Source organism: Yaniella halotolerans DSM 15476 (genome assembly GCF_000420805.1).
Taxonomy (GTDB): Bacteria; Actinomycetota; Actinomycetes; order Actinomycetales; family Micrococcaceae; genus Yaniella; species Yaniella halotolerans.
On the sequence record NZ_ATVQ01000001.1, the window covers coordinates 114,233 to 138,646 of the forward strand.

The following is a 24,414-nucleotide window of genomic DNA, read 5'->3' on the forward strand; positions in this document are numbered from 1 at the left end:
GCTACATCTGCTCGTTCAGGAACGCCATGAAGTGCGAGATTTCCTGGGGGTGGATGCCATGGCCAATCCCGTTATAGGTACGTTCTTCGAGTGTGACACGTGGTCGTAGCCAGGCACCGGTTTCAGCGATTCGGTCCGAGGCGACAATCGGATCACCTGGGTCGTACCCCCAGAAGAAAGGCTGTTGGGTTGCGGCCACCTGGTCGTCCTGGAACAAAGCTTGCAGCTCAGGAGTTTCCGTGGCGTCGACGACAAATCCGGAGAGACCAATAATGGTCGCGTATGTCCCTGGCCGCATGCGCATCAACGATGTTGCCATAGCCATACCCTGGGAGAAACCAAGCAGAGACACGCTGCGATAATCAGAGGCTACGGATTGCACCCAGTCATCCAGCTGCTGCACCGGCGTAATGATGTCTTGGCCGTTAGCTTCCAGCTCAGTCGAGATGGGGAACCAGCAGTAGCCGCCGAAATGATCCGGCAGTTTCTTAGGTGCTTGTACGCTAGCGATCGTGTACCGGTCATCGAAAGCGTTACCCAGTGGCAGCAGGTCATTTTCGTCAGCTCCGAACCCGTGGAGAAAGACAACGAGATCTGAATCTGGAAGGGGTGTTTCATGGGACCAACGAACGTGCATGCTATTTCAGAGTCCTAACGTATCGATCATGGCATCAGCTACCTGGTGAAGATCGGTCAAAAATCCGTCATGTCCGATAGGTGAATCGATCAGGTGCACCGGAGTGTCCGGCCCAAAGTCAGCCGCTAACTGGTAGCTCTGTTCTGGGAAATATAGCCTATCTGAGTTCACTGCCACGATGAACGGTGTTGCAGTAATCTCAGCGACCGCGGCGGCTTGCCCTCCGCGTCCCCGACCGACGTCATGAGACATTAGGGCTTCCGTCAGCGCAATATAGGAATTGGGGTCAAACCGCACCGCGAGATCCTTGGCTTTATAATCCAGGTACGACTCGACTTGATATCGACCGTTTCTGACTGCGACCGGTGAACTCAACGGGTCTTCCTCATTTTGGAATTTCCGTCCAAAACGAGCATTCAGTTCTGTTTCCGAACGATAGTTAATGTGTGCGATACGACGAGCGATCCCAAGCCCTTGCACAGGAGCCGGGCCGTCATAGTAATCGCCGTCGTTGAAGTTGGGATCCAGGCGGATTGCTTCGACCTGAGCCTGGGCAAAGGCAATCTGTTCTGCTGTTGAGTGACCGCCACATGCGATCACCCCAACGCCTGCCACACGCTCTGGATACATGGCTGCCCATTCAAGTGCGCGCCCACCACCCATGGACCCTCCGATGACCGCATGGAAACGTTCAATTCCTAGGATGTCGGCAAGTCTGGCTTCGGCATTAACCGCATCCCGCAGGGTTACGAAGGGGAAGCGTGCGCCATAAGGCTGTTGGCGATCGTCTAGTGATGAGGGGCCCGTCGATCCGTAGCAGCCACCTATCATGTTGGTGGCTATGACGAACCATTTATCCGTATCGATGGGTTTTCCGGGGCCGACGAGATATTCCCACCAACCTGGTTCGGCTAGCAGTTCGGACGAAGCAACGTGGCTGTCTCCGGTCAAAGCATGTTGGATGAGCACCGCATTGGTTTTATCGGCGTTCAGTTTCCCCCATGTTTCATATGCGACCTCGACCTGTGGCAAATACCCACCGGTTTCAAAGTGAAGCTCACCGATAGCTACTGACTTGAGGGCAGATCCTGCCGCATAAGTTGCCGGGTCGGTCACCGATTCAAGATCCAATGACATGACCTTTCACTCCTTGCTAAACAGCTGCAGCGGCGTCAAAGCCGGACTGCAGGTCGTCCAAAATGTCTGTTATGTCTTCCAAGCCGACCGAGAGCCGGACAAGGCCGGGATTCACGCCCGCAGCGAGCTGTTCAACTTCAGAAAGTTGAGCGTGGGTAGTGGTAGCAGGATGCACAACGAGCGAACGTACGTCGCCAAGGTTTGCCACGAGTTTGTGCAGCGTCAACGACTCCGCAAATTTTTGGCCAGCGTTCTTGCCACCGACGATGTTGAAGGCAACGATGCCTGAAGTACCGTTGGGTAGCAGCTGCTGTGCCCGTTCGTAATACGGCGAAGATTTCAAACCGGCGTACTGCACGCTTTCAACTTGGGGATGTGCTTCGAGCCATTCAGCGACTCGTTGGGCGTTTTCTATATGGCGTTCCATCCGCAGTGACAGCGTCTCTAGCCCTAAGTTCAGCAGGAACGAATTGAATGGTGAAGCGGAGTTTCCGAGATCACGCAGTAGCTGTGTGCGGATTCGCAGAATATAAGAGAGGTTGGCACCCAGTGGTCCGTTCGGACCAAAATCAGTACCGAAAACTACGCCGTGGTAGGACTCGTCTGGCTCGTTGAACCACGGGAACTTTTCTGGGTTCGCTGTCCAGTCAAAGTTGCCAGAATCGACAATCACTCCCCCAATGCCTGCGGCATGACCGCTGAGATACTTGGTAGTGGAGTGCACGGTGATGTCTGCCCCGTATTCGAAAGCACGAAAGACTGTGGGCGGGGTCAGCGTGGCGTCGATAATAAGCGGAATGCCCGCATCATGCGCGACGTCTGCCACTGCTTGTACATCAAGCACGTCAGCTTTCGGGTTACCCAAGACTTCGCCAAACACAGCCTTCGTGTTTGGCTTGATGGCGTTACGCCACTCATCAAGATTTTCTGGGTCCTGCACAAAGATAGTTTCGATACCAAGGCGTGGCAGTGTGTGCTTGAACAGGTTCTGTGTACCGCCATACAGCGAGGTAGAAACGACAACAGAATCGCCTGCACCAGCAACGTTGAGCACGCTCAGAGTGGTTGCTGACTGTCCCGAAGACAGCAGTACTGCACCAACGCCCCCTTCGAGCGCTGCGATCTTGTTTTCGACTGCGTCATTTGTGGGGTTAGTAAGTCGCGAGTAAATAGGGCCCAGTTCTGACAAGCCAAATCGTCCAGCGGCTGTTTCCGTATCAGGAAAGTTGAAGCTCGTGGACTGATAGATGGGCAGTTGCGTTGCCCCGAAATCTGTGTCTTCGGCCATTCCTGCGTGAATCTGACGGGTAGTCAATCCCCAGGTGGACTGGTCGGTGATGTCACGTTGTGTCAATGCAAAGACTCCTTCTGAATGTCAAGGGGTCTTTCAACGCTACGTCTACCGCGCAGGCTACATGACGTGCGCGAAGACCCGCGCTTGTCTCAATTTGTCATGAGACCTGGTCCTCACCCGGGGCACCCCACCGCGGAGGAGGGTTGCCGGTCAGTAAGCCGGGGCATTACTACTGACACTCGTGACCAATACCCACTACTATGCCAGAAAAACCCCTAAATGGCGACTTGATATTGAGTGGCGTGAGACCTGTTTCAAAAATTATGCCGGTAGCAACGAACTGGCCGATTTTGAACCCTGCAAAAGCTGGATTAGTCGTTGTAGTGTTGATGCATGGAACAACTCGGATACTTTGATGACATCACAGCTGATGACCTGAAGGCGATGGCCGCAGCCACAGGCCCAAAGGTCACAATCTATCTGCCCACTGCCCCTCCACAACATCAGCCTCAGGACACAGCAACACGTGTCAAATCGTTGGTGAATGAGGCTCGTCGAAAACTCGTCAATGCCGGCGTACCCGAATCAGACGCCAAAGACATGATGGCATCCTTCGACGCGATAGCCACCGATGCACCCTTCCTTCGTCAGCAGGGCGAGTCACTTGCGCTATATGCTGCGAAGGGTCTGAACCTGGTCTACCGCTTGGGAGTTCCGGTCTCCGAATACACCAACGTTGCCGAGCATTTCGTGCTCCGCCCTATTTCAGAAACCCTCACGAAGTCTCACGCGTTTTACATTCTCGGCGTTTCGCAAAATAAGGTTCGACTACTCGACGCCACCAAAGATTCCGTCGTTCAGCTCGACCTGCAAGATATCGTTCCAGAATCATTCGAAGACGTGACCAACACTGATGATCGACAGGCAACGTTACAGAATCGCTCTGTCGGCAGTAATGGCACTATGTTCCATGGCCACGGAGGCATCGCTGACAGCCAAGATGCTGAAGTATCTCGCTACCTCCATAAAGTTGGAGATTCACTCGGCGATCTCCTCGGCCGCGCCCGCTCCCAGCCTATGGTCTTGGCAGGGGTCGCAGAAAATGTAACTACTTTGAAGGCCTCATCCTCTTACCCGGTGGTGGCTGAGGATTTCATCTCAGGTAATCCAGATTCTGTATCAAATCGCGACCTACAGAAAGCTGGTTGGGAAGTTGTACGTCCGCACTTCGCAGCGAACGACGACGCTGCATTTGGTCGCTTCGCAGATGTCTCCGGCACAGGTCTTGGAGAGACCCAACCGGATCTAATTCGTGAAGCAGCCGAGGCAGGTCGTATCGACACCCTCTTCATCAACCCATCGTTGAATGCCTCCGACGGCACAGGCGATGTCAATACGGCCATCCTGCACACCAAGCTCAATTCCGGCGATATCGTCATCATCTCTGATGGACGTGTTGAAAACGTTGCCGCACTCATGCGCTACTAACGAAGTCAGCACGCAAATTTGCCCCTCGGTTTGAACCCGAGGGGCAAATTTTTGCCTAACTGCTTCACAAAGTGTGGCTTTCGCCTCTTTTCGTGACTTATTTCATTTCCACCGGTTGAAGCGTGAAAAACTATTGACATGCGCTTGGATCATGTTTCTTATGCTGTAGGTCCCGAAGGACTCGTTGCTACCGCTGACAAAATTGCTCAGCAACTCGGTATCGACTGGGTCAATGGTGGTATTCACCCGCGCTTTGGGACACGTAACGTCTTCTTCCCGATGAAAAACCGTCAATATTTTGAAGTTGTCGAAGTTCTCGAACACCCGGCAGCTGAAAAAGCCCCGTTCGGACAGGCCGTTCGGGCCCGCTCAAATATGGGTGGAGGCTGGATGGGCTGGGTTGTCTCTGTTGATGACATGACACCCTTCGAGGAACGCCTCGACCGCCGCGCCGTCCCCGGTGGGCGCACCTTTCCTGATGGCCGGACGCTCGAATGGGAACAGATCGGTATCAAAGGCCTCATCGCAGACCCGCAGGTGCCCTACATCCTGCGCTGGCTCGAAGGGACCGAGGATCTGCACCCGTCACAGGCAGAACCGGCCGATGCCTCGATCGAATCAATCACCATTGGAGGAAACCGGCCTCGCGTACGCGACTGGCTAGGCCTCGGTGACACCGATGAGCTTGTCGACGACCTGAACATTAAATACGTAGCTCCGTCAGGAACTCCCGGGATCGCAGAAGTATCATTCTCGACTCCCAAAGGCATCGTGACCATCTAGAAATTTTCCACGTGTGCACCGTTGCCAGCAACCGGCACCAGTGCAATGCACAAATGCGACCATGACCCTTTAGTCATGGTCGCATTTGTTTTATTCTCAGAACCAGATTTTACTCTTGCGAGGTTCGCAGTCGCAGGACGTTCGCCCACGGATCTTCGAATCGCAAAGTACGGCCGTCATCAGCGACGTCAACTCCGTAGTGTTGAACCCTTTCAGCAACTTCACCAATATCGTTCTTGGTAGGGAGCACGATATCAACTTCACCAAGACCCAGCGTGTTATCGCGTCTGCCGGAGCCACGACTGTTCCAGATATTCATAGCCATGTGGTGGTGATATCCCCCGGCACTCACGAAAAGCGCTCCGGGAAAATCGGCCTTTGTTGCATCGAAGCCGAGCCAATCGACATAAAACTTTTGCGCGCCCTCGAGACTTCCAACCTGAAGGTGCACGTGCCCAATTGTGGCATCGCCGATGGCCGGATTCAGCATGGCACCTTCTGTCATGTAGTCCTGAAGATACTGATTAGGATCCAGCAAGAGATTGTCCATCTCCACTTGTCCATGCACCCAGCTCCATTCGCTGCGATCGCGGTCCCAGTACAGCTCGATGCCGTTTCCTTCTGGATCGCTGAAGTAAAATGCTTTGCTGACTAGGTGGTCGGCACTGCCGGTAAAGGTGTTCGGCGCGTACTGGGCTACTGAGTACACCGCAGCTGCCAAAGCGGTTTCCGTTTCAAACAGTATGGCTGTATGAAACAGCCCAGCCGCACGCGGGGAAGCTTGTTTGAGTTCTGGCGAATGCTCCAGAATGACTAGCGGACGGTTGCCGCGGCCGATGACGGCAGATGAACCCTGTTGGTCGATAACGTTCAGCGGCAGCGCGTTGGTGTAATACCGAATCATGTTATCGAGATCGGCGACTTTCAGCGTCACCGCACCCATCTCAGTTTCCTCGGCGAGTCGGGTATCGGTCTGGGGCATTGCGTTCTGAGTCATAGCTGTTCCTAAACTATCGCGTCGAAGCGCACACATTTCACAAGTATGATGCGTTCAAATTTGAAGCTTTCACCCACTATAACTTACTTGCCACGGAAAGTGTTCCGATAGTGATCGAATGCACATACGACTCGTGCCAGCGGCTGACTGTCATATAGCACGCCAATGTGTAAGCAGGGAGTTGAAATATTTGAACCTGCCGTTTCGACGATGCATTACCAAGGCACTCGCTATGAATAGGGAGGGCGTAATGCCGGCAATCATGTCCGTCATCGTGTCAAAATTGTCGTCCTGTGTATTGGCGTCGAAGAGCAAGTCGAAACTGAATTCACCGATTTCCCATATAAACGCGATGAAGGTTTTTGCGGCGATGAGCACGAATATTTCGAACCACACGGGCACTGCAATTCGGTATTTCTGCTGAACGAGGCCCAACGCGCGAATAATTGCAAAACTAATGGGAATACCCGAGTAGAAATGCACCACAGTATCCCACGGTGGCCATGCGATATAGAGGCCCAGCGTTCCACCAACATACGGGCCCAGCACGAGCAACAGTGCGTACTGCACCTGCAGACTCACCGGCATGCGGAACTGGAGCCATTTTTCGAGCAACAGCGGCACGAAAATCGTCGGTAATAAGATCAGTGCAATGCCGGCCTGTCCCCACATCTGTTGAAACATGAATACGATTGCCGAGATGGCAAACAGCAATCCTGCACCACCCATAATTGCGTACTGCTTCAGCGTGGAAAGAGTGAAAATCTGGGGACCCATCTCGCCCACGGTACAGATTCGTTCCACAGTGCGTCGGTGATGACGATCGCTGCATCACCAGGATGCAGCGATCGCGCCAAAATGTAGCATCCATCCCAGAACCGTACAAACATGAAAAGTCTCGTGGAATCCGAATGTGTATCGAAACCAATTGGGCCGCTTGATGGCATAGATGAGGGCACCAGCGGTATACAAGAGGCCGCCCAGAACCACAAGCCACACGACTGCGCCACCCCCGCCATGATAGATATCTGGCAGGAACCATATTGCTACCCACCCGAGGATCACGTAAATCGGAACGTAAACCCACCGTGGTGCCGAGATCCAGAACTGCCGCACGGCAATACCCAAAAGTGCGCCCGGCCAGATAATACCCAACAGCAAGTTTCGTGTGTCTGGTTCTAGTAAGAGCACGGCCAATGGAGTGTAGGTACCAGCTATGAGCAGATAAATATTGGAGTGGTCTATACGCCGAAGAATGGCCCGACGTGTTGGTTCCCAATTACCCAGATGATATACCGCTGACGCGCCAAAGAGCACGACCGAGCACAGAACGAACACGGCTACACTGAGCCGCTGGTAAGTCTCTTCAGGTTGCGCGACGGCTATAAGACCGGCGATCAGCGCCACCGGTGTGGCAACCAGATGAATCCACCCGCGCAGCAGGGGTTTCTGAACCACTGTCGGATCAGTATCTTGCTCCGCGTTATGAGCAAACTCCGTGGGCTCGTGAGTTGTCATGTGCTTTTCCTTCACGGTTTTGGTCGCAGCATTCCCTCTTGGGAGCCGTCCGCTTTGGTTCAGCCAAGGTTTGGACAGTTTCTGGTCGTTCGTCCTTGCCAATCAGCCGAGGGCTGCGGATGCTTCCACCCTAGTCATCTTGTCCGTGCTCAATCCGCTTGCACTACATGTACGGGTCATAGTGGCATACCGGCGACCCCCGCAACGAAGCCTCCCGGAAAATGGAGCGGACACTTCGTGGCCGCAGACTTGACTCTGGACCGAGGTTCCGAGATAGGCCCTATACAATCGAACCATGCCCGTCGCGTATGCCCAGAATCTGGCTCTCCAGCTCCTTGATACGGTGCCCAGAACATTGGCATCCCAAATCCAAGCCTATGACTGGCAACAAGCCAACGTCGTTGAGCGCGGCAAAGATCATGTGCTGGTGATAGCGGAAGGGCTTGCAGTCGCCCGGATCCCTCGTCGTAATGATCCAGAGCTGGCTCGTAAGACGCGGCTCTTAGAGGAACTCCGCTTGCCTTGGCAGGTGCCAACTCCGTTATCGTCCGTAGATGGCGGCGTGCTACAGGCGTATATCCCAGGCTCGGCGCATCCGCACCATAGTGGGAACGCGACAACGTTGGCGACCGTTGTCCAAACGCTAGAACGTTATGACACCTCGGGTCTGAGCTTGGGACAACCCTTTGCGCAGCGCGGTCGGATCACCGACGAAATGCTGGTTCGATTAGATTCAGCTGTTGAACACGATATGCACCGTGCGATTGCCGAACATATACATGCGTGGACAGACGAGGGGGTGGGCGCTGGGCTCGTGCACGGAGATCTGGCTGGTCACAATATGCACTGGGTAGATGGTGAACTCATCGGAATCCTGGACTGGGACTACGCTGCAGTCTGGGATACAGCGCTCAATGCAACCTATTTGAATCTGTGGCACGGTGTTGCATTAGAAGAGTTTTCGGCTGTACCAAACCGAGCACGGGTCTGGTCCGGCGCACTGGGGCTGTATTCTCTAGCAGATGCACTGAGTTGGGACGTTTCACCCGGTGGCTGGCGACGGCTCAATGCCAAGGTTCAACCACGTATCCAGCGAGCCTACCAAGCGTTACAGTACGCGGAAGATTAGCGTAAACGGTTCGGCTGCAGATCTGTCACGGCTTGCTGGCTGACCCAGTCCCCCACTGTGTCCTCGAGTAAGAGCTCGGCTGCAAGTTTGGCAAAACCTAGAGCTGTTTGGAAACCATAGCCGGATTGGCCGGCCAGCCAGAAAAAGCCAGGCTGGTCGTCGTAACCCACGACCGGTACACCGTCGGAAGCTTGTGTTCGAAGCCCGGTCCAAGAGCTGCGTACCCTTTTGATACGGAGCGTCGTATCGGCGTGGATCTCTTCGATCATCGCCGAAATATCGGTGTCATTTGGCTGCGCATCTTCCGGTGGGGATGGCACGGTTTCTTGCGGTGATGCTAAAATCGCGTACTCGTCTTCGTAGCGATAGTAGTATCCACCGATCTTCATGACCATGCAACGATCTGGGGAAATTGGAGTATCGATTTCTAGGATGGCTGCACTGCGACGCAGTGGCGTGAGCCCGAGCGGAGCTACCCCAAATACCTCAGCTACTTCGTCGGCCCAGGCACCGGCGGCATTAATGACCGTGTCTGCGGTATACGTGCACTGCTGTGTGGTCACCGTCCACGCCCCGTCATGGAACTTAGCGTCGACAACTTGTTCACCGAGATGAATGTCTACAAGCTTTGCTTCGGTCACCAGCCAGTCGATCATGGCGGTTGCTCGAATCCGCAATGACCGGTTATCTAGTGCCCCGGCAGTAAGCCGTGTGGGCCGCAACTCAGGAACCAGAGTGTGCAGCATATGGTCATCCTGACGAATCTGGCCCGGGTACGCATGCGTGTCGACCTCATCGTCGGTACCAACCATCATGAATGAGGATGGCCATACTACTGGCGTCTCTAATACTTGCTGTTGCGATTTCAGCATACTGACGGTGAGGTCTGTCAGCTCGCGGACCGCTGCCGGACCATATCCGAGGACGAGTTGCTGGGCAGATCGTCCCGAGGTGTGGTGGGCCAATGCTTCTTCAGCTTCCAGCAGGGTGACGTGTTGTCCGCGTTTCGACAGTTCGCGCGCCAGTGAGATGCCGGCGATCCCGCCGCCGATAATGATCACGTTGATATCTTTCGTCCGGATTGGTTGTGAGGCTGTAGGTGTTTCGCTTTTGCTAGCAAAAAACGGGCAGCCTTTATATGGCTGCCCGTTTTTATCGCTTCAGTTAGCCGATTTTTTCCAGAATGATTTCACGGACGCGGCCAGCATCGGCTTGTCCCTTGGTGGCTTTCATAACCGGACCGATCAGGGCGCCGACGGCTTGCATGTGTCCGCCTTTGATACGTTCAACGACATCTGGATTGGCAGCCATCGCCTCATCCACTGCGGTCGTGAGAGCGCCCTCGTCAGAAACGACAGCGAGTGAGCGTGCCTCGACGACTTCTGTTGGGCGACCTTCGCCTTCAGCAACATGGCCGACCACCTGGCGTGCAATCTTGTCGTTGATGGTCTTGTCGGCGATTAAGCGTTCGATTTCGACGACATCGGCCGGAGTCACGCCAAGACCTTCAGGTGACACACCTTTTTCGTTGGCAATACGCGCGATTTCGCCCATCCACCACTTGCGTGCAGCTTCGGCAGTTGCACCCGCCACGACGGTCGCTTCGATTTCATCGAGTACACCGGCGGCGACAACGTCGCGGAACTCGGATTCCGAGAATGCCCATTCTTCACGCAGTCGGCGACGGCGTTGTAGTGGATTCTCGGGCAGTTCTGCACGAAGGCGCTCGATCCAGGCTTCATCGGTGACGATTGGGACCAAGTCTGGGTCCGAGAAGTACCGGTAGTCGTCGGCATCCGATTTAGGGCGGCCGGAACGAGTGGACCGGGCTTCTTCATCCCAGTGCCGGGTTTCCTGTGTGATAGCTTCACCCGCATCCAGGACTTTGGCCTGACGGATGATTTCAGACTCCACGGCTGCAGCGACAGCGCGTGTGGAGTTCACGTTTTTCGTTTCGGTGCGGGTGCCGAAGGTTTCCGAACCGATCGGCATCAACGAGACATTCGCATCACAACGGATGTTGCCGCGTTCCATGCGGGCATCGGAGACGTTGAGCGCTTTGACGATATCTCGGATGGTGGCCAGGTATGCCCGAGCGAGTTCGGGTGCACGTTCGCCTGCTCCAGTGATGGGGCGCGAGACAATTTCCACCAGCGGCACGCCTGCACGGTTGTAATCAACCAACGAGGCGGAAGCGTCGTGGATCCGTCCGGTGGACCCAATGTGGGTAAGTTTTCCGGCGTCTTCTTCGATGTGGGCGCGTTCAATTTCAACGCGGAAAATCTCGCCGTCGTCGAGTTCCACATCCACGTAGCCGTCATAAGCAATGGCCGGTTCTAACTGCGAGGTCTGGTAGTTCTTCCCGAGGTCCGGATAGAAGTACTGTTTGCGGTCGAAACGTGATTCCGGCGCAATGGTGCAGTTTAATGCCAGCCCGAGTTTGATGCCGTAATCGATGCCTGCTTGGTTGATGGTCGGCAGGGTGCCCGGCATACCCAGGTCGCCTGCGGTGACGTTGGAGTTGGGTTGATCTCCGAATGCGTTCGTGGCGGTGGAGAACATTTTGGTCACGGTATTGAGTTCTACGTGAACTTCAAAGCCGAGAACCGGTTCGTACGTTTGTAGTGCGGTTTTCATGCTGCTGCTCCTGCCGTGGTTTCAACGACGGCGCTGATGCGGTAGACCAGTTCGTCTGCATAGGTTGGTGCACAAATGTGGACACCTGCCACGCTTGCTGCGGGCAGGCCTGCTAGTGAAGCACCGATACCTGCGTTGGTGGATTCGTATTCTTCGCCCTGCTGGATGCCCGCCGGTACGGCGATGGCGTCAACGGATTTAAATGCGGTGTTGTATTCGTTGATGACAGCGGTGCGGATTTTCTGTGCTGGATAGAAGTGGGAGTCGATGGTTCCCGCCGACAGCAGGTGCGTTCCCACGATGATACGGCGTTTGGTTTCGTAACCGAATCCGGCACCACGTGATGCGGTGATGACGTCTTGGACGGTTCCATTGTCCGGGGTGACACGGTTTCCAAAGCGAATACCATCGAATTTTGCCAGGTTGGCTGAGAATTCTGCGGCCCCGATGATGTGGGCTGCTTGTGCTGCTTGCCCCAGGGTGTCCATGGTGACCTCGGTGGTGTTCATTCCAGCGTCCTGGAGCTTCTCCATACCGGCCTGGTAGGTTGCCCACGCTTCGTCGGTAACGTCGGCAGGTTGTTCGGTGAGCACCCCGATGGTGCCGCCTGCGACAGCGGCCTCCGAGGAAAAGTCCCAGTCGTATTCCACACTGGTTGGGTCAAGTTCATCGGCGCCGACCATGACCTGGTGCAGGGCTTTCGCGTCTGCGGTGTTTCGTGCAATCGGCGTCACGGTATCCATCGAGGATACGGCGGCAACCAGCCCGAACCGCGAGATCGCACCGTAAGTCGGTTTCACTGCGACAACCCCGGTCTCTGTTGCGATATGACGTGCTGTGCCGGCGGTATCAGACACGACGGCAAAGGGTGCCTGGTGATTGGCAACGGCCTCGTGAGCTCCCGACTCTTGGCCCATGCCAAATTCGGCAACGCGGGCCTTGGCTAGAATCGGCAAGCCGGCGGCCCGCAGTCGAGCTACCGCGGTGGCTTCATATGGAGCGACCCAACCGTCGAGGTATGCGGAGCCTGCAGCGGTCGGCATGTTCTCTGTGACGAGTACATCCGCCAAAACGACGGGGACACCGGCAAGAGTGTGGTCATATTTGCCTGCATCTACCTCTGCGGCAACGGCCAGCGCCTCGTCGGCGTTGATGAAGACAAATGCGGTTGAGGCCTCGTCCAGGTGCGCCTGTACTAATTCCACGGCCGTAGTTTCACCGGCACGAAGCTTTGCCGCCATGTCGGTGGCGGTCAGTTGTGTGAGATGCATTATTCTCCGTCCAGGATTGCGGGAACCATAAATTGTCCGTCTTGCGATTCGGGGGCTGCAGAAAGTGCCTGTTCATTGGACAGCTCATTGGCGACGACGTCGGCACGGAGCTTATTGTTGACGGGCAGCGGGTTGACGGTCACCGGTAGCTGTTCATCTGCGGTCACCACCAATGCATCAATAATCGGGTCAAACTCTGCGGTGAGACGCTGACGTTCGTCCTCCGTCAGGGCTATATGGGCGGTCGCTGCTATGTTGTCAACCATGGTTCTCCTTTACTAGATATCTCAGTTTAAGGGGTGGACATAGACGAGGAAGGTTTCGAGTCCTTGTTCGTCGTCCACGATACCGGCGGTATATAGATTCCAGTCTCGGTCTGGTGCTCGTTGGAAACCTAATCTGGCATACATCGCCTGGGCGGTGGTCATTGAGCCCATCGTGGTGATGACCACCTGGGAAAGATCGTGCTGGCGAGCGTGGTTCAATACAAATTTGACAAGCTCGCGGCCTATCCCCCGACCTTGGTACCAAGGATGCACGGCTAGCATACGAAATTCGAGCTCGTTGTCGTAAGCAACTTCGATCATCGATGATCCGGGGGTGGCGATATTCACGCTACCTGCGATCTGACCTTCAACCTCGGCGACGAAAAGATTCGCTGCGCGGGCTTGCATGTCGGTCAGTGCGGCGGCGTACGGGTCTGAAGCCGACACGTGACCAGACTCCACATATGCCTGGTGGGTCAGGTCGGACACGGCCGGATGATCGTCTAGGGTAGCGGGTCTGACGATTACCAACGGACCTCTTTCAACTGCTGTTTCATAGCCTCAGCACGATCTGCCGGACCAGTTGCCGTCACGGTTACTGCCTCGTGGCCAACGCTGCATTCAAGCGTGAAGTTTTCTACTGTCCAAACACCGTCTCGTGCTCCATAGGCGGCGGCTTGTTCCCGAATCCAGTCGGCCGGGTCGTTGGTGTCAACTGTGCCATTAAGGACTATTCTACCGATGGGATGCTGCGGATCCAGGTCAAGTTCAGCGTGCGGAATGCCGATATCGCCGGCAAGGGTCCAGTCTGGTGTGGTATCAGATTGTGGCCAGGCCGGACGGCGTACGGGGACACCGGCTTCCTGAGCAATAAGTGCACCGGCTGCCCAGTCGTATTCTTGCAAACCATATTCGGCGTAGGCATCCAGCGTGCCATCGGCGACTAAGGAGAGGTCGAGCGCGGCAGAACCTGCTCTGCGCATATCCGCGAAATCGCCAGCCCCTAAAATGCGCTGCAGTTGTTCAAACTGGAATACCCGGCGTGCCGAGTCGTAAGCAAATCCGGAGGCGAGCAGGCGTCCGGAGCGTCCAAGCACGGGCCCTGCCAGTCGCACTGGTTCCGCGGGACGACCTGTCAGGCCCACATCCAATGGTCCGTCTATCGAGGTGTAAGCACCGGCTCCAACCGATGCCCACCATGAACGCCTCAACGCGGGGGCAACTATGGCTGCGGCTACCCATCGTCCGTGGTACTCGACGGCAACCGATGAGCAGTAGTGCGGCAAGCCGCGAATGAAGTTCGTCGTGCCGTCCAGCGGATCGATCGACCAACGGTATCCGCTGGGCTCCTCAACGGTTGTGGCGCCGTATTCTTCGCCATATATTTCGTCGTGAGGTCGGTACGATTGCAGCACGAACCGAATCGCATCCTCGGCTTTCCGATCAAAGTCAGTAACCCAGTCGGAACCTGAAGACTTGGTTTCTGCACCGAGGTCTTCAACGCCTAATGGTGCAGTGTTGTCTGGACGTCGAGCGAGTTGAGCAGCACCGGCCTGTGCTGCAGCTCGTGCAACCGCTAGAAAAGCCTTCATCATTCTCCTGCCAACAATTCGGTGAATCCTTGTTCGTCCAATACTGTCACGCCCAGCTCCTCAGCGCGTGTGAGTTTCGAACCGGCATTAGCTCCGGCCACCAGGTAGTCGGTGTTTTTAGAAACCGACCCGGTGGATTTACCACCGCGGGAGAGAATGGCTTCCTTTGCCGAGTCTCGCGTGTACTCTTCCAGCGTCCCGGTCACAACAATGGTGACGCCTTCCAAGAGCGTTGAGTTCTCGGAAACTTCATCAGCCATGGTCACCCCTGCCCGGTCCCATGCATCGATGATGTCCAGCCGCCAGTTAGTGGCAAAGAACTCCATGACGGCTGTGGCAATGACTTCACCCACACCGTCGACGTAGGTGAACCGTTCGTAGTCTTCTGCCAAGGCTGCTGTCCGGAGGGCATCCATGGAACCAAATGACGCCGCGATCGCTCGGGCTGCGGTTGGTCCAACATGCCGAATGGACAACGCTACAAGTACGCGCCACAGGGGTTGCTGCTTGGCTTTCTCCAGCTCCTCAAAGAGCCGCTTGGTGTTGGCGGTGGGGTGGCCGCTTCGGGTATAGAAGTACGGCACCTGTTCCCATTTACCCGTGGGTTGACCTTTGGAGCGCTTTTGACGCCACACATACACCTCGGCCAGTCGGGCTTTCAGCTCCTCGTCGCCAGATTCGGCGAGGTCAAAGAGCTGAGCATCGGAGGTGAGCACCCCGGCGCCCGTGGGCTCAACGATCCCGGAGTTCTCGGCTGGGTCGGGGCCCGGTCCGTTGGTAAGCCAGATAGCAGCTTCTTCGCCCAGGGCCTCGATGTCGAATGCTCCTCGAGACCCCGCGTGTTCGATGCGGCCAGTAAGTTGTGCCGGGCAGCTTTCGGCGTTTGGGCATCGAAGGTCGACATCGCCTTCTTTCATGGATCGCAATCCCGTGCCACATGCCGGACAGTTGCTAGGCATCACAAAGTCGACGGCATCGTCGTCACGCAACGGCATGACGGGTCCTACGATTTCCGGGATGATATCGCCGGCTTTACGCAGCACGACCGTGTCACCGATTTTAATTCCTTTAGCTTTTACCACATCTTGGTTATGCAGGGTGGCCATCGATACGGTCGAACCATCAACAAACACCGGCTCCATGACCGCATAGGGTGTGACTCGTCCGGTCCGTCCAATATTGACCAAAATATCGAGCAGTTTGGTGTGAACTTCTTCGGGCGGATACTTATATGCCACGGACCAGCGCGGCGTTCTGGAAGTGTACCCCAGTTGCTGCTGATAGGCGACGTGGTCGACTTTGACGACGATGCCATCGATTTGGTGCACGAGGTCATGACGGTGTTCGCCGTAATAGCTAATGTAGTGTTCCACTTGTTCGGCAACCTCGGCGGAGGTCCCGTGGAAGAGTTTGGTGTAGGGCGACACCGGCAGGCCCCACTGCTGCAATAGGTCATAGGCCTGGTGCTGAGAGGTGATGGTTGTACCGGATACGGTTCCCAGTCCGTGCACGAACATGGCCAGTGGACGTTTGGCTGTTTCAGCGGGATTCTTTTGCCGCAGCGAACCGGCCGCAGCATTGCGTGGGTTTGCAAAGGGCACCTCGCCGGCTTCTACACGAGCTTCGTTGAACTCGGTGAAGTCTTTGACCGGCATAAATACTTCGCCGCGTACTTCAAGCTGGTCAGGAATGTCCTCGCCGACCAGTCGGTTGGGGATTTCTTGAATGGTGAGCACGTTGCGGGTCACGTCTTCTCCCACTCGACCGTCGCCCCGGGTTGCAGCCCGCACTAAGGCGCCGTTTTCGTAGACCAGGTTGATCGCAAGGCCATCAATTTTTACCTCGGTCAACCAACCGACGTCGTCTCCAGCACCGACACGTTGTAGTCCCCCACCGACCCTGCTGAACCATTCTTGGAGCTCACTGAGCGAAAAAACATCTTCCAGTGAGTACATTTGGCTGAGATGTTCAACTGGCGAGAAGACGGCGTTGCCGCCGACCTCTTGAGTTGGCGAATCACCGGTCACGATCTGGGGGTGTAGTGCTTCGAGATCTTCTAGCTCGCGGAAGAGAGCGTCAAAAGCGGCGTCTGAAATTTCCGGAGCATCCTCAACGTAATAGGCACGGCGGTGGTGGCGTACCTGGTCTTTGAGGTCTTCGTATCGTTCCAGGAGTTCAGGATCAGGAGTGTTCACACCTGACATTGTACTGTTATTGTTCCGTCACTTCGGCGACCAGCACTGTGATGTTATCCGAACCATCAGTCTCCAGGCCGAGTTCAACGAGCTGATCTGCGGCTTCTTGCACCGATGATGCTGAGGCTAATATCAAACCGATTTCTTGATCCTCGACTTCACCGGTGAGTCCATCGGTACATAGGAGAAACCGATCGCCGACCTCTGCCTCGAGTAACAAGACGTCGGCCAGTAATCGCAGGGAGGATCCTACCGCTCGAGTAATGACATTTCGTGCCGGATGTTCGCGGGCTTCGGCTGCGGTCAGTTGGCCCAGACGGACCATTTCAGCCACCGCGGAGTGGTCTTGGGTCAACTGGATGAACGCTTCGTCATTGGCCCGGTATCGATACGTCCGGGAATCACCAACGTTGGCAACAACAAGTTGTTCTTTATCTTGGTGATACACGTTGGTGAGAAGGGTCAGCGTGGTGCCGGCACGACCTTCAGCGATGTCATATACGGCACGGTTTGCGTGGGTCAGCCACTCTTGCAAGCCCGACAGCTCCAATGGCTGGATGTTTCCTTCCCATGCCTGGCGAAACGTTTCGACAACGGCGGCTGATGCGAGTTCGCCCCCGTCATGCCCGCCCATGCCGTCTGCGACCAGGTACAGGCCTTCACGCACCAGGTAGGAATCCTCATTGAGGTCTCGCACGTGTCCCACATGTGTGGCAGCGGCAGCTGTAAAGCTATACATCAGTCAACCTCGATCCCATCTCCGGCGCCGCGCAAGAGCATTGACGGATTAATCGGCCCAAATCCACGCACCGATTGCGGCGGTTGTGGAATGAGAATATACCGTTCGTCGTCGGCCAAGACATTTGCGGTCAACTGATCCACCAGCACCGTCCCTGGATCAGACAGCGCCGTCAGACGAGCTGCTAGGTTCACGGTTGGTCCATAAATATCGCCCAAGCGGGACAACACCCTGCCCCAAACCACGGAAACACGTGCCGATGGCAACACAGGGTCCTCACTCAACGCTTGCGATAGCGCCAAAGCAATATCAGCTCCTGCTTCTGGAGTCTCAGCGTTGAAGAGCACTTCGTCACCAACGGTTTTGACCAAGTGGCCGCCACCAACCGCAATGATTTCGGCACAGGTTTGTTCGAACCGCTGTACCATTTGTGCAAGCGTACGCTCGCTCATCGTACGAGACAACGCCGTGTAGGAAACCATATCGGCAAAACCAACGGCCCGGGCTAACGGTAGTGGTGCATCATCTTCAGTACCGTCGCGACCTTCTTCGGACGCTACCAACCCTGCTTCGACACGAACGGTTAGGCGTTGCAGCGCCGAATTGAGTTGCCTGCGATAGGAATATGTGACGACGTCTTCTAGCGACTCGATCACCGAGGGCAGCAGACGGACAACCTCACGACGCGCTTCCGGGTCGGAAAACTGCTCTGCACTCATCTTGTCTTCGACCAGTGCCTCAATCTGCCAGACGACCATGCGGTCCGTCATCTGACCGATCGAACGAGCCACCGATATTGCGGTTTCCTCGTTCAGCACATCCTCACGCACCAGCTCCACGATGGTCGCCATGGCGGCTACATCTTGCTCGGTAAACACCTTTTCGTCGGCTTTAATATTGGGGAAACCCATCGCACGCCAAATTTTGCGTGCCGAGACCACTGAAACTCCCAGCTCCTTGGCCAGGGCGCGAGGCGTTAGATAGCGGGGGCCACCGATGAGTTCTTCATCAAGCACTTTGATCGCTTGGGTCCAGGTTTCGGAAAACGGTTCTGCATCCCCGAGGTCTGCAGAAGTCGGTGTGTCCGGCTGGACGATGTCCAACGGCTTGGTGGGTGTGGGATCCGTATAAATGTCGTCGGTTGAATCGTTGCTCACATGCCCCTACTTTCACTGAGCGGACCGCCGGTGTACCGACCATAGGAACCAAACCGTTCCGTATCGACCAGCGTCTGAAATTCTGAAACTTTTGGGATCTCTTGCAGGACCCAGGTTTGACCACGAGAATTCATTAAATGGAGATCTCCGGAACCTCGGCGACGTTGACTGCGCGACTGGCGTATTTGCAGTGATACCAACGAATGCAGGGCAACCCAGTGGCGTTTGACTGCGATGGCCCCAAGCTTATGCGCTACCCGGTGGGTGGTGATTTCATACCGGGACACCAACCACTGCCAGGCCGGGCGCACCACGCTAAGAAACACGCCGATTGCTATCAGTCCAAGAGCAATAGTGGTCAGGGTCGTGGCAGAAGTACGTAAAAACTCTGGCAGAGCATAGCTGGATAAAACACCTGAGATAAAGCCGGATAGCATGGCCCAAAGCACCAGATTCCAGGCAGGGCGGATGAGCACCGATGGGTGCGCTCGAGTACGAACCAACAGGTGTTCACCTGTCACATAATGTGATCGCATGCCCCTCCTTGTATCCGGTACCTTCATATCACGCCGAGCGTAAATGCACGATATCTGCGGCAAAAACCTCGTGCATGGTCTCGTCCTGTATTAATAGGCTACCTGTGTCGCCCAGGCCAATAGCCGTTCCAACAATATCTTTACCATCTGGCATCTTTGCTCTGACATACTGGCCGAGCGTCGACATGGTCGGCTCGAAGCGCTGTGCTGTTGGATCAGCTTCAAAATCAGCCACAGCATCCAGCAAACGCCGGCGCGCAAGCTTTACATATTCGTGTGCCGTCATCGTCACACCGTAGTCTGCGAGCGCAGCGGCTGTCGCCACCACTTTGGCTTGGCCAAACTCCAGGTTGGTACCGATACCAACGACGACGGTCTTCGTTTCAGGGATCCATTGTGCCAAAATGCCACAGAGTTTTTTACCGTCTGGCCCTAACACATCATTGGGCCATTTGACCCCCGCATGGACATTAAGTTCGCGGAACCATCGCACCAAGGCATCAGCCACCACAAGGGTCAGCATGCCAAATTGTTGAGGTTCTAGATGCGGCCGCAGGACCATAGACATCGCCGCAGCGGTGCCAGCGGGGGTATCCCAGCTACGATCCAGCCTCCCCCGTCCAGCAGTCTGGTTGTCGGTAGCCAACACGTCTCCGTGTACGAAATTAGACGCACCAGCCACGACAACATCCTGGGTGGAGGCGACTTGTTCAGCCCAATACACGCCCGAGGCGATCCGTCGATGTTCCTTTTGCGCCACGCACTACAACCTTCACAAAGTACAACCGGTAGTATTATCCACGATACAGGCCATACTCTACCCTGGAGGACCCGTTGACCAACCCCGAACGCACTGGTGAAAACCTGGGTGTCACTACCCCGGATATCACTACGACGGCTGGCAAACTTGAAGATTATTTCCACCGGCGCGAAGCAGCACTTTTGCCGACTGGACAAGGACCCGTCGATCGCCAACACTCCCGGGGAAAACAAACCGCGCGAGAACGTATTGACGCCTTGCTCGACGACGACTCGTTCGTCGAATTCGACCAGTTACGAACCCACCGGACGACCGCGTTCGGTATGGATGCCCGCCATCCGGAAGGCGACGGTGTGGTAGCGGGCTACGGCACCATCGACGGTCGGAACGTTGCCGTCTTCGCGCAGGATTTCACCGTTTTTGGTGGTTCCTTATCCAAGGTCAATGGCGAGAAAATCGTCAAAACCCAAGAATTCGCAGCAACTAATGGTTTCCCACTGATCGCTATCAATGACGGCGGTGGCGCTCGCATCCAAGAGGGCGTGGATTCGTTGGCAATGTTCGCCGACATTTTCCGCAATAATGTGATGGCCTCAGGGGTGGTCCCCCAGATCTCTATCATTATGGGTCCGGCTGCCGGTGGGGCAGCCTACTCGCCAGCGCTGACTGACTTTGTCGTCATGGTCGACCAAACGTCGCACATGTTCATTACCGGCCCGGATGTCATCAAGTCTGTGACCGGCGAAGAAGTCGATATGGAAACCCTGGGTGGAGCTCGTCAGCACAACGAAACTTCGGGTACAGCGGCCTATATGGCAGCCGATGAACAGGATGCCTTCGACTGGGTATCTGAACTGCTGGATTACTTGCCAGCTCATAACTTCATCACCCAGGAAGCCACATTCCAACAGGACCTGGACACTACCGTTGACGATCTGGCGCTGGACGCCATCATCCCGGATTCTGCCAATCAACCGTATGACATGTTGGAGGTCGTGGCCACCATCCTTGATGACGGCGCGTTCCTGCAGGTACAAGAACGCTACGCTCCCAACGTCATTGTTGGACTGGGGCGAATCGAAGGACAGACCGTCGGCGTGGTTGCCAACCAGCCTTCCCAATTAGCCGGCACCTTAGATATTGCGGCTTCCGAAAAAGCAGCTCGGTTCGTGCGCTTCTGTGATGCCTTCAATATTCCAATTGTGACGCTGGTCGATGTTCCAGGGTTCCTCCCGGGCGTGGACCAAGAGCACTCCGGGATCATTCGTCGCGGCGCCAAGCTCATTTATGCTTACGCTGAGGCCACTGTTCCAAAAATCACCATCATCACGCGTAAAGCTTTTGGTGGAGCATACATTGTGATGGGTTCCAAGAAACTCGGTGCCGACGTCAACCTGGCATGGCCGACCGCTCAAATCGGTGTCATGGGCGCGCAGGGGGCCGTCAATATTCTGTATCGTCGCGACCTCATCGCCACCGAAGAAGCCGGCAACGATGTTGAAGCACGTCGTACAGAGTTGATCGAAGACTATGAAACGGCACTGCTGAATCCGTACGAGGCGGCAAACTCTGGCTATATCGACGCGGTCATTGCACCGTCAGAAACTCGCGCGCAGGTGGTTCGAGCACTTCGCGCGACTGCAGCAAAGCGTCAATCCCGTCCCGCGAAGAAGCATGGAAATATCCCGCTATGACGTCACAACCTGAATCCACCGGCATCAGAGTCCAGGGCACAGAACTCTCCGAAGAAGAAACTGCTGCCTTACTGGCGGTAGTCAACACCCAGCTGATCGATGCTCCCGTGGAAGAGCCAACCGTTGATTATGCAACCAGTCGTCGAATCACCTCGACCTGGGCTGATGCAGCATCCTGGCAACCGTTGTCTCGAGGTCACTAATCCGAGTGCACCCAGCCGGAAGCACACCACTATGAGAGTGAAGGCATGTCGCAATCACCCATTGATGCCCTAGCAGAGCAGTACGCTACCCGGCTCGCCGATTTTCACCCGGTCGTTGCCTCCGAGCTGGGACTGATCGAATACGCCGATCAGATGCCTGACTATTCGCAGGAAACGGCCGACGCGCTCGATGCTGTTCATGCCGATATCTTGACGAGGCTAGCAGATCTCGAGCCAGAAAATTCGACCGATCACACGACCAAAGCTGCGTTGTTAGAACGTTTGACCGTAGACCGTCAGCTGCACGCCACCGGCATAGTGGAGCTGAACAATATTGCTTCTCCGGTCCAAGACATCCGTTCCACATTCGATCTCATGCCCACGGCAGCAGTCCAGGACTGGGAGAACATCGCCGTTCGCTTGGCACAGGTCGGCGATTCGTTATCGAGTTATCAACACCGCTTAGCAGCGGCCGCCGCGCAAGGACACTCCCCCGCTGCTCGTCAGGTCGATGCATGCATCGTTCAAGCACAGGCAGCAGCAGACGGATTCTTTACGGAATTTGTGCGTCTGGCTCCAAACGTTCCATCTTCACTTCGCACCGCGCTCGAGCGCGGTGCGACAGCGGCGGCACAAGCATATGCTGATTTTGCGCAGTATTTAGCCGATGACTTATACGGCCAGGCACACAACAAAGATGCCGTCGGGCAAAACTACTATCAACTGGCCTCCCAACAGTTCCTGGGAACACACATTGATTTGGCTGAAACGTATCAGTGGGGCCTCGCGGAACTTGACCGGATCACTGCTGAACAAGCCGCCGTGGCCGAGAGGATACAACCTGGTGCCAGCATTGATAAAGCACGTGCGCTATTATCGGCTGACCCGCAACGACAACTCCACGGCACCCAGGCGCTGCAAACATGGATGCAAGAGCTTTCCGATTCCACCATCGAGGATATGAAACAGCACTTCCATATCCCCTCGCCCATGGACAAAGTCGAAGCCATGATTGCACCAACCCAGGACGGGGGCATCTATTACACCGGTCCCTCCGAGAATTTCACCCGTCCAGGACGGATGTGGTGGTCGGTGCCAGAAGGTGAAGATACTTTTACCACCTGGCAACAAACCACCACGGTCTTTCACGAGGGCGTACCGGGACATCACTTACAGATTGCTACCACCATGATGAACGCCGAGCATCTAAATACTTGGCGTCGCAACTGGCTTTGGGTTTCCGGACACGGCGAAGGCTGGGCGCTCTACGCTGAAGACCTCATGCAAGAACTCGGCTACCTCAACGATCCAGGTGACTACTTGGGTATGTTGGACGCCCAGCGGATGCGCGCAGCTCGTGTGGTGTTCGACATTGGTTTCCACTGTGGTTTTCTAGCCCCGCAAGTCTGGGGTGGCCATGTGTGGGATGTCGAAACTGGCTACCGTTTCCTACAAGCCCATCTGAACGAAACCCCACAAGTCCTGGATTTTGAATTCACACGCTATTTGGGCTGGCCAGGTCAGGCCCCAAGCTATGCGGTCGGCAAACGGATTTGGCAGACCATTCGTGCAGAAGACGAAAAACAACCGGGCTTCGATCTGAAAACATTCCATACCCGCGCCCTAGAAATCGGCTCGATGGGGTTGGACACACTACAGAAAGCACTTCGATGAGCGTCACTATTTTGCTGGGCTCTGCCTCGTCGGCTCGCGCTGCGATCTTGACCCGCGCTGGCATCCCCTTTACCCAACTCGCTGCAGACATTGATGAAGCAGCCCTGGTAACCGACATTCCGGAACCCCGAGTTCAGGCACAAGCGTTAGCCACCGCAAAAGCTCATGCTGTGGCAAACAAGCTTCTACACGACCCGCAACCCCACGAGCCCACCTATATCATCGCAGCCGATTCCGTCTTCGAGTTCGAGGGCCAAGCCTATGGCAAACCCCAGCGTCCCGAAGTCGCAACCCAACGATGGCGCGCACAACGCGGTAAAACTGGCATGCTGCACAGCGGCCATACCGTCGTTGCCGTACTTGGCGGCCGCAAACAGCGCATTTTACAAGAAACGGTCAGTGCCACTGTTTCGTTCGCTGACGTGACTGATTCGGTCATTGATGATTATGTCGCGACCGGTGAGCCGCTGTTTGTTGCCGGAGGGTTCACCCTTGAAGGCCACGGCGCCACGATGATAACGGGCGTAGATGGCGACCCGAATGCTGTTCTCGGGTTATCCCTGCGGGCGGTGCGCGAAATGCTGGATCGCCTCGGTGTCTCTATGACCGCCCTCTGGATTGCTACCGAATAAACCACATTTTTGTAGGTTTCCTACAACATATAGGGCGGATTGGCGGCGCACGGTGCGTCCTTCTGTATGTTTCCC

At 55.7% G+C, this 24,414-nt stretch carries 24 protein-coding genes and 1 riboswitch; of the genes, 7 read left to right on the plus strand and 17 right to left on the minus strand.

Features of this window, described 5'->3' with window-relative positions; genetic code table 11:
- Position 1 precedes the first annotated feature (1 nt).
- From G583_RS0100555 to G583_RS0100565, 3 genes are read right to left on the minus strand one after another with little or no spacing between them, the layout of a single operon-like run.
- On the minus strand, positions 2-637 hold the full coding sequence (locus G583_RS0100555; RefSeq protein WP_022869242.1) for an alpha/beta hydrolase: 636 nt from the start codon (positions 635-637) through the stop codon (positions 2-4).
- A 6-nt stretch (positions 638-643) separates the two neighbouring features.
- Positions 644-1,774 (minus strand): homoserine O-acetyltransferase MetX, encoded by a 1,131-nt coding sequence (metX, locus tag G583_RS0100560; RefSeq protein ID WP_022869243.1) that lies wholly within the window; start codon positions 1,772-1,774, stop codon positions 644-646.
- A 16-nt stretch (positions 1,775-1,790) separates the two neighbouring features.
- The gene (locus G583_RS0100565; RefSeq protein WP_022869244.1) at positions 1,791-3,128 is read right to left on the minus strand and encodes an O-acetylhomoserine aminocarboxypropyltransferase/cysteine synthase family protein; all 1,338 of its coding nucleotides are present in this window, start codon (positions 3,126-3,128) and stop codon (positions 1,791-1,793) included.
- A 75-nt stretch (positions 3,129-3,203) separates the two neighbouring features.
- A riboswitch (SAM riboswitch) is annotated at positions 3,204-3,315 on the minus strand.
- Between the two features lie 146 nt (positions 3,316-3,461).
- Here G583_RS0100565 and G583_RS0100570 point away from each other — a divergent pair.
- Together G583_RS0100570 and G583_RS0100575 are read left to right on the plus strand one after the other, a co-directional pair.
- Positions 3,462-4,556 (plus strand): baeRF3 domain-containing protein, encoded by a 1,095-nt coding sequence (locus G583_RS0100570; protein ID WP_022869245.1) that lies wholly within the window; start codon positions 3,462-3,464, stop codon positions 4,554-4,556.
- A 138-nt stretch (positions 4,557-4,694) separates the two neighbouring features.
- On the plus strand, positions 4,695-5,339 hold the full coding sequence (locus G583_RS0100575) for a VOC family protein (RefSeq protein WP_022869246.1): 645 nt from the start codon (positions 4,695-4,697) through the stop codon (positions 5,337-5,339).
- Between the two features lie 109 nt (positions 5,340-5,448).
- Here the strand turns inward: G583_RS0100575 and G583_RS0100580 are convergent, their stop codons facing one another.
- The 3 genes from G583_RS0100580 to trhA all read right to left on the minus strand — a co-directional run bounded on the left by G583_RS0100580 (position 5,449) and on the right by trhA (position 7,854).
- Entirely contained in the window at positions 5,449-6,336 is an 888-nt protein-coding gene (locus G583_RS0100580) for a VOC family protein (protein ID WP_022869247.1), read from the minus strand.
- Positions 6,337-6,486: 150 nt separating this feature from the next.
- The gene (locus tag G583_RS0100585) at positions 6,487-7,113 is read right to left on the minus strand and encodes a hypothetical protein (protein ID WP_156832024.1); all 627 of its coding nucleotides are present in this window, start codon (positions 7,111-7,113) and stop codon (positions 6,487-6,489) included.
- Positions 7,114-7,167: 54 nt separating this feature from the next.
- Positions 7,168-7,854 (minus strand): PAQR family membrane homeostasis protein TrhA, encoded by a 687-nt coding sequence (gene trhA / locus G583_RS13330; RefSeq protein ID WP_022869249.1) that lies wholly within the window; start codon positions 7,852-7,854, stop codon positions 7,168-7,170.
- A gap of 295 nt (positions 7,855-8,149) precedes the next feature.
- Here trhA and G583_RS16085 point away from each other — a divergent pair, with 295 nt between their 5' ends.
- Positions 8,150-8,983: a phosphotransferase gene (locus G583_RS16085; RefSeq protein ID WP_022869250.1), complete on the plus strand. Its 834-nt coding sequence runs from the start codon at positions 8,150-8,152 to the stop codon at positions 8,981-8,983.
- Here G583_RS16085 and G583_RS0100600 read toward each other — a convergent pair.
- The 11 genes from G583_RS0100600 to G583_RS0100650 form a co-directional block, all read right to left on the minus strand.
- The gene (locus G583_RS0100600) at positions 8,980-10,044 is read right to left on the minus strand and encodes an NAD(P)/FAD-dependent oxidoreductase (RefSeq protein ID WP_022869251.1); all 1,065 of its coding nucleotides are present in this window, start codon (positions 10,042-10,044) and stop codon (positions 8,980-8,982) included. The genes G583_RS16085 and G583_RS0100600 overlap by 4 nt on opposite strands.
- A gap of 103 nt (positions 10,045-10,147) precedes the next feature.
- A complete protein-coding gene (gatB, locus tag G583_RS0100605) occupies positions 10,148-11,620 on the minus strand; it encodes an Asp-tRNA(Asn)/Glu-tRNA(Gln) amidotransferase subunit GatB (protein ID WP_022869252.1) in 1,473 nt (490 codons plus the stop codon).
- The gene (locus G583_RS13340; protein WP_022869253.1) at positions 11,617-12,891 is read right to left on the minus strand and encodes an amidase; all 1,275 of its coding nucleotides are present in this window, start codon (positions 12,889-12,891) and stop codon (positions 11,617-11,619) included. Before G583_RS13340 ends, gatB begins: the two co-directional genes overlap by 4 nt.
- Positions 12,891-13,157, minus strand: coding sequence for an Asp-tRNA(Asn)/Glu-tRNA(Gln) amidotransferase subunit GatC (gatC, locus tag G583_RS0100615; RefSeq protein ID WP_022869254.1), 267 nt, complete (start codon positions 13,155-13,157; stop codon positions 12,891-12,893). The genes G583_RS13340 and gatC overlap by 1 nt, the downstream gene beginning before the upstream one ends.
- A 21-nt stretch (positions 13,158-13,178) precedes the next feature.
- The gene (locus G583_RS0100620) at positions 13,179-13,688 is read right to left on the minus strand and encodes a GNAT family N-acetyltransferase (RefSeq protein WP_022869255.1); all 510 of its coding nucleotides are present in this window, start codon (positions 13,686-13,688) and stop codon (positions 13,179-13,181) included.
- Positions 13,682-14,752, minus strand: coding sequence for an inositol monophosphatase family protein (locus G583_RS13345; protein WP_022869256.1), 1,071 nt, complete (start codon positions 14,750-14,752; stop codon positions 13,682-13,684). The genes G583_RS0100620 and G583_RS13345 overlap by 7 nt, the downstream gene beginning before the upstream one ends.
- On the minus strand, positions 14,749-16,953 hold the full coding sequence (gene ligA, locus G583_RS0100630) for an NAD-dependent DNA ligase LigA (RefSeq protein ID WP_022869257.1): 2,205 nt from the start codon (positions 16,951-16,953) through the stop codon (positions 14,749-14,751). The genes G583_RS13345 and ligA overlap by 4 nt, the downstream gene beginning before the upstream one ends.
- 7 nt (positions 16,954-16,960) lie before the next feature.
- The gene (locus G583_RS13350; RefSeq protein ID WP_022869258.1) at positions 16,961-17,683 is read right to left on the minus strand and encodes a PP2C family protein-serine/threonine phosphatase; all 723 of its coding nucleotides are present in this window, start codon (positions 17,681-17,683) and stop codon (positions 16,961-16,963) included.
- Positions 17,683-18,840, minus strand: a complete 1,158-nt coding sequence (locus G583_RS0100640) for an adenylate/guanylate cyclase domain-containing protein (protein WP_022869259.1) — start codon at positions 18,838-18,840, stop codon at positions 17,683-17,685. Before G583_RS0100640 ends, G583_RS13350 begins: the two co-directional genes overlap by 1 nt.
- Complete coding sequence (locus tag G583_RS0100645) at positions 18,837-19,376, minus strand: PH domain-containing protein (protein ID WP_022869260.1); 540 nt, start codon at positions 19,374-19,376, stop codon at positions 18,837-18,839. The genes G583_RS0100640 and G583_RS0100645 overlap by 4 nt, the downstream gene beginning before the upstream one ends.
- A gap of 28 nt (positions 19,377-19,404) precedes the next feature.
- Positions 19,405-20,136, minus strand: coding sequence for a biotin--[acetyl-CoA-carboxylase] ligase (locus tag G583_RS0100650; protein WP_022869261.1), 732 nt, complete (start codon positions 20,134-20,136; stop codon positions 19,405-19,407).
- Between the two features lie 74 nt (positions 20,137-20,210).
- On the opposite strand from G583_RS0100650, the gene G583_RS0100655 reads away from it, so the two are divergent.
- The 4 genes from G583_RS0100655 to G583_RS0100670 are packed head-to-tail and all read left to right on the plus strand — an operon-like array spanning position 20,211 to position 24,339.
- Positions 20,211-21,830 (plus strand): acyl-CoA carboxylase subunit beta, encoded by a 1,620-nt coding sequence (locus G583_RS0100655; RefSeq protein WP_022869262.1) that lies wholly within the window; start codon positions 20,211-20,213, stop codon positions 21,828-21,830.
- Positions 21,827-22,033, plus strand: a complete 207-nt coding sequence (locus G583_RS0100660; RefSeq protein WP_022869263.1) for a hypothetical protein — start codon at positions 21,827-21,829, stop codon at positions 22,031-22,033. Before G583_RS0100655 ends, G583_RS0100660 begins: the two co-directional genes overlap by 4 nt.
- Before the next feature lie 45 nt (positions 22,034-22,078).
- Positions 22,079-23,707: a DUF885 domain-containing protein gene (locus G583_RS0100665; RefSeq protein ID WP_022869264.1), complete on the plus strand. Its 1,629-nt coding sequence runs from the start codon at positions 22,079-22,081 to the stop codon at positions 23,705-23,707.
- Complete coding sequence (locus G583_RS0100670; protein ID WP_022869265.1) at positions 23,704-24,339, plus strand: Maf family protein; 636 nt, start codon at positions 23,704-23,706, stop codon at positions 24,337-24,339. The genes G583_RS0100665 and G583_RS0100670 overlap by 4 nt, the downstream gene beginning before the upstream one ends.
- The last annotated feature ends 75 nt before the right edge of the window (positions 24,340-24,414 follow it).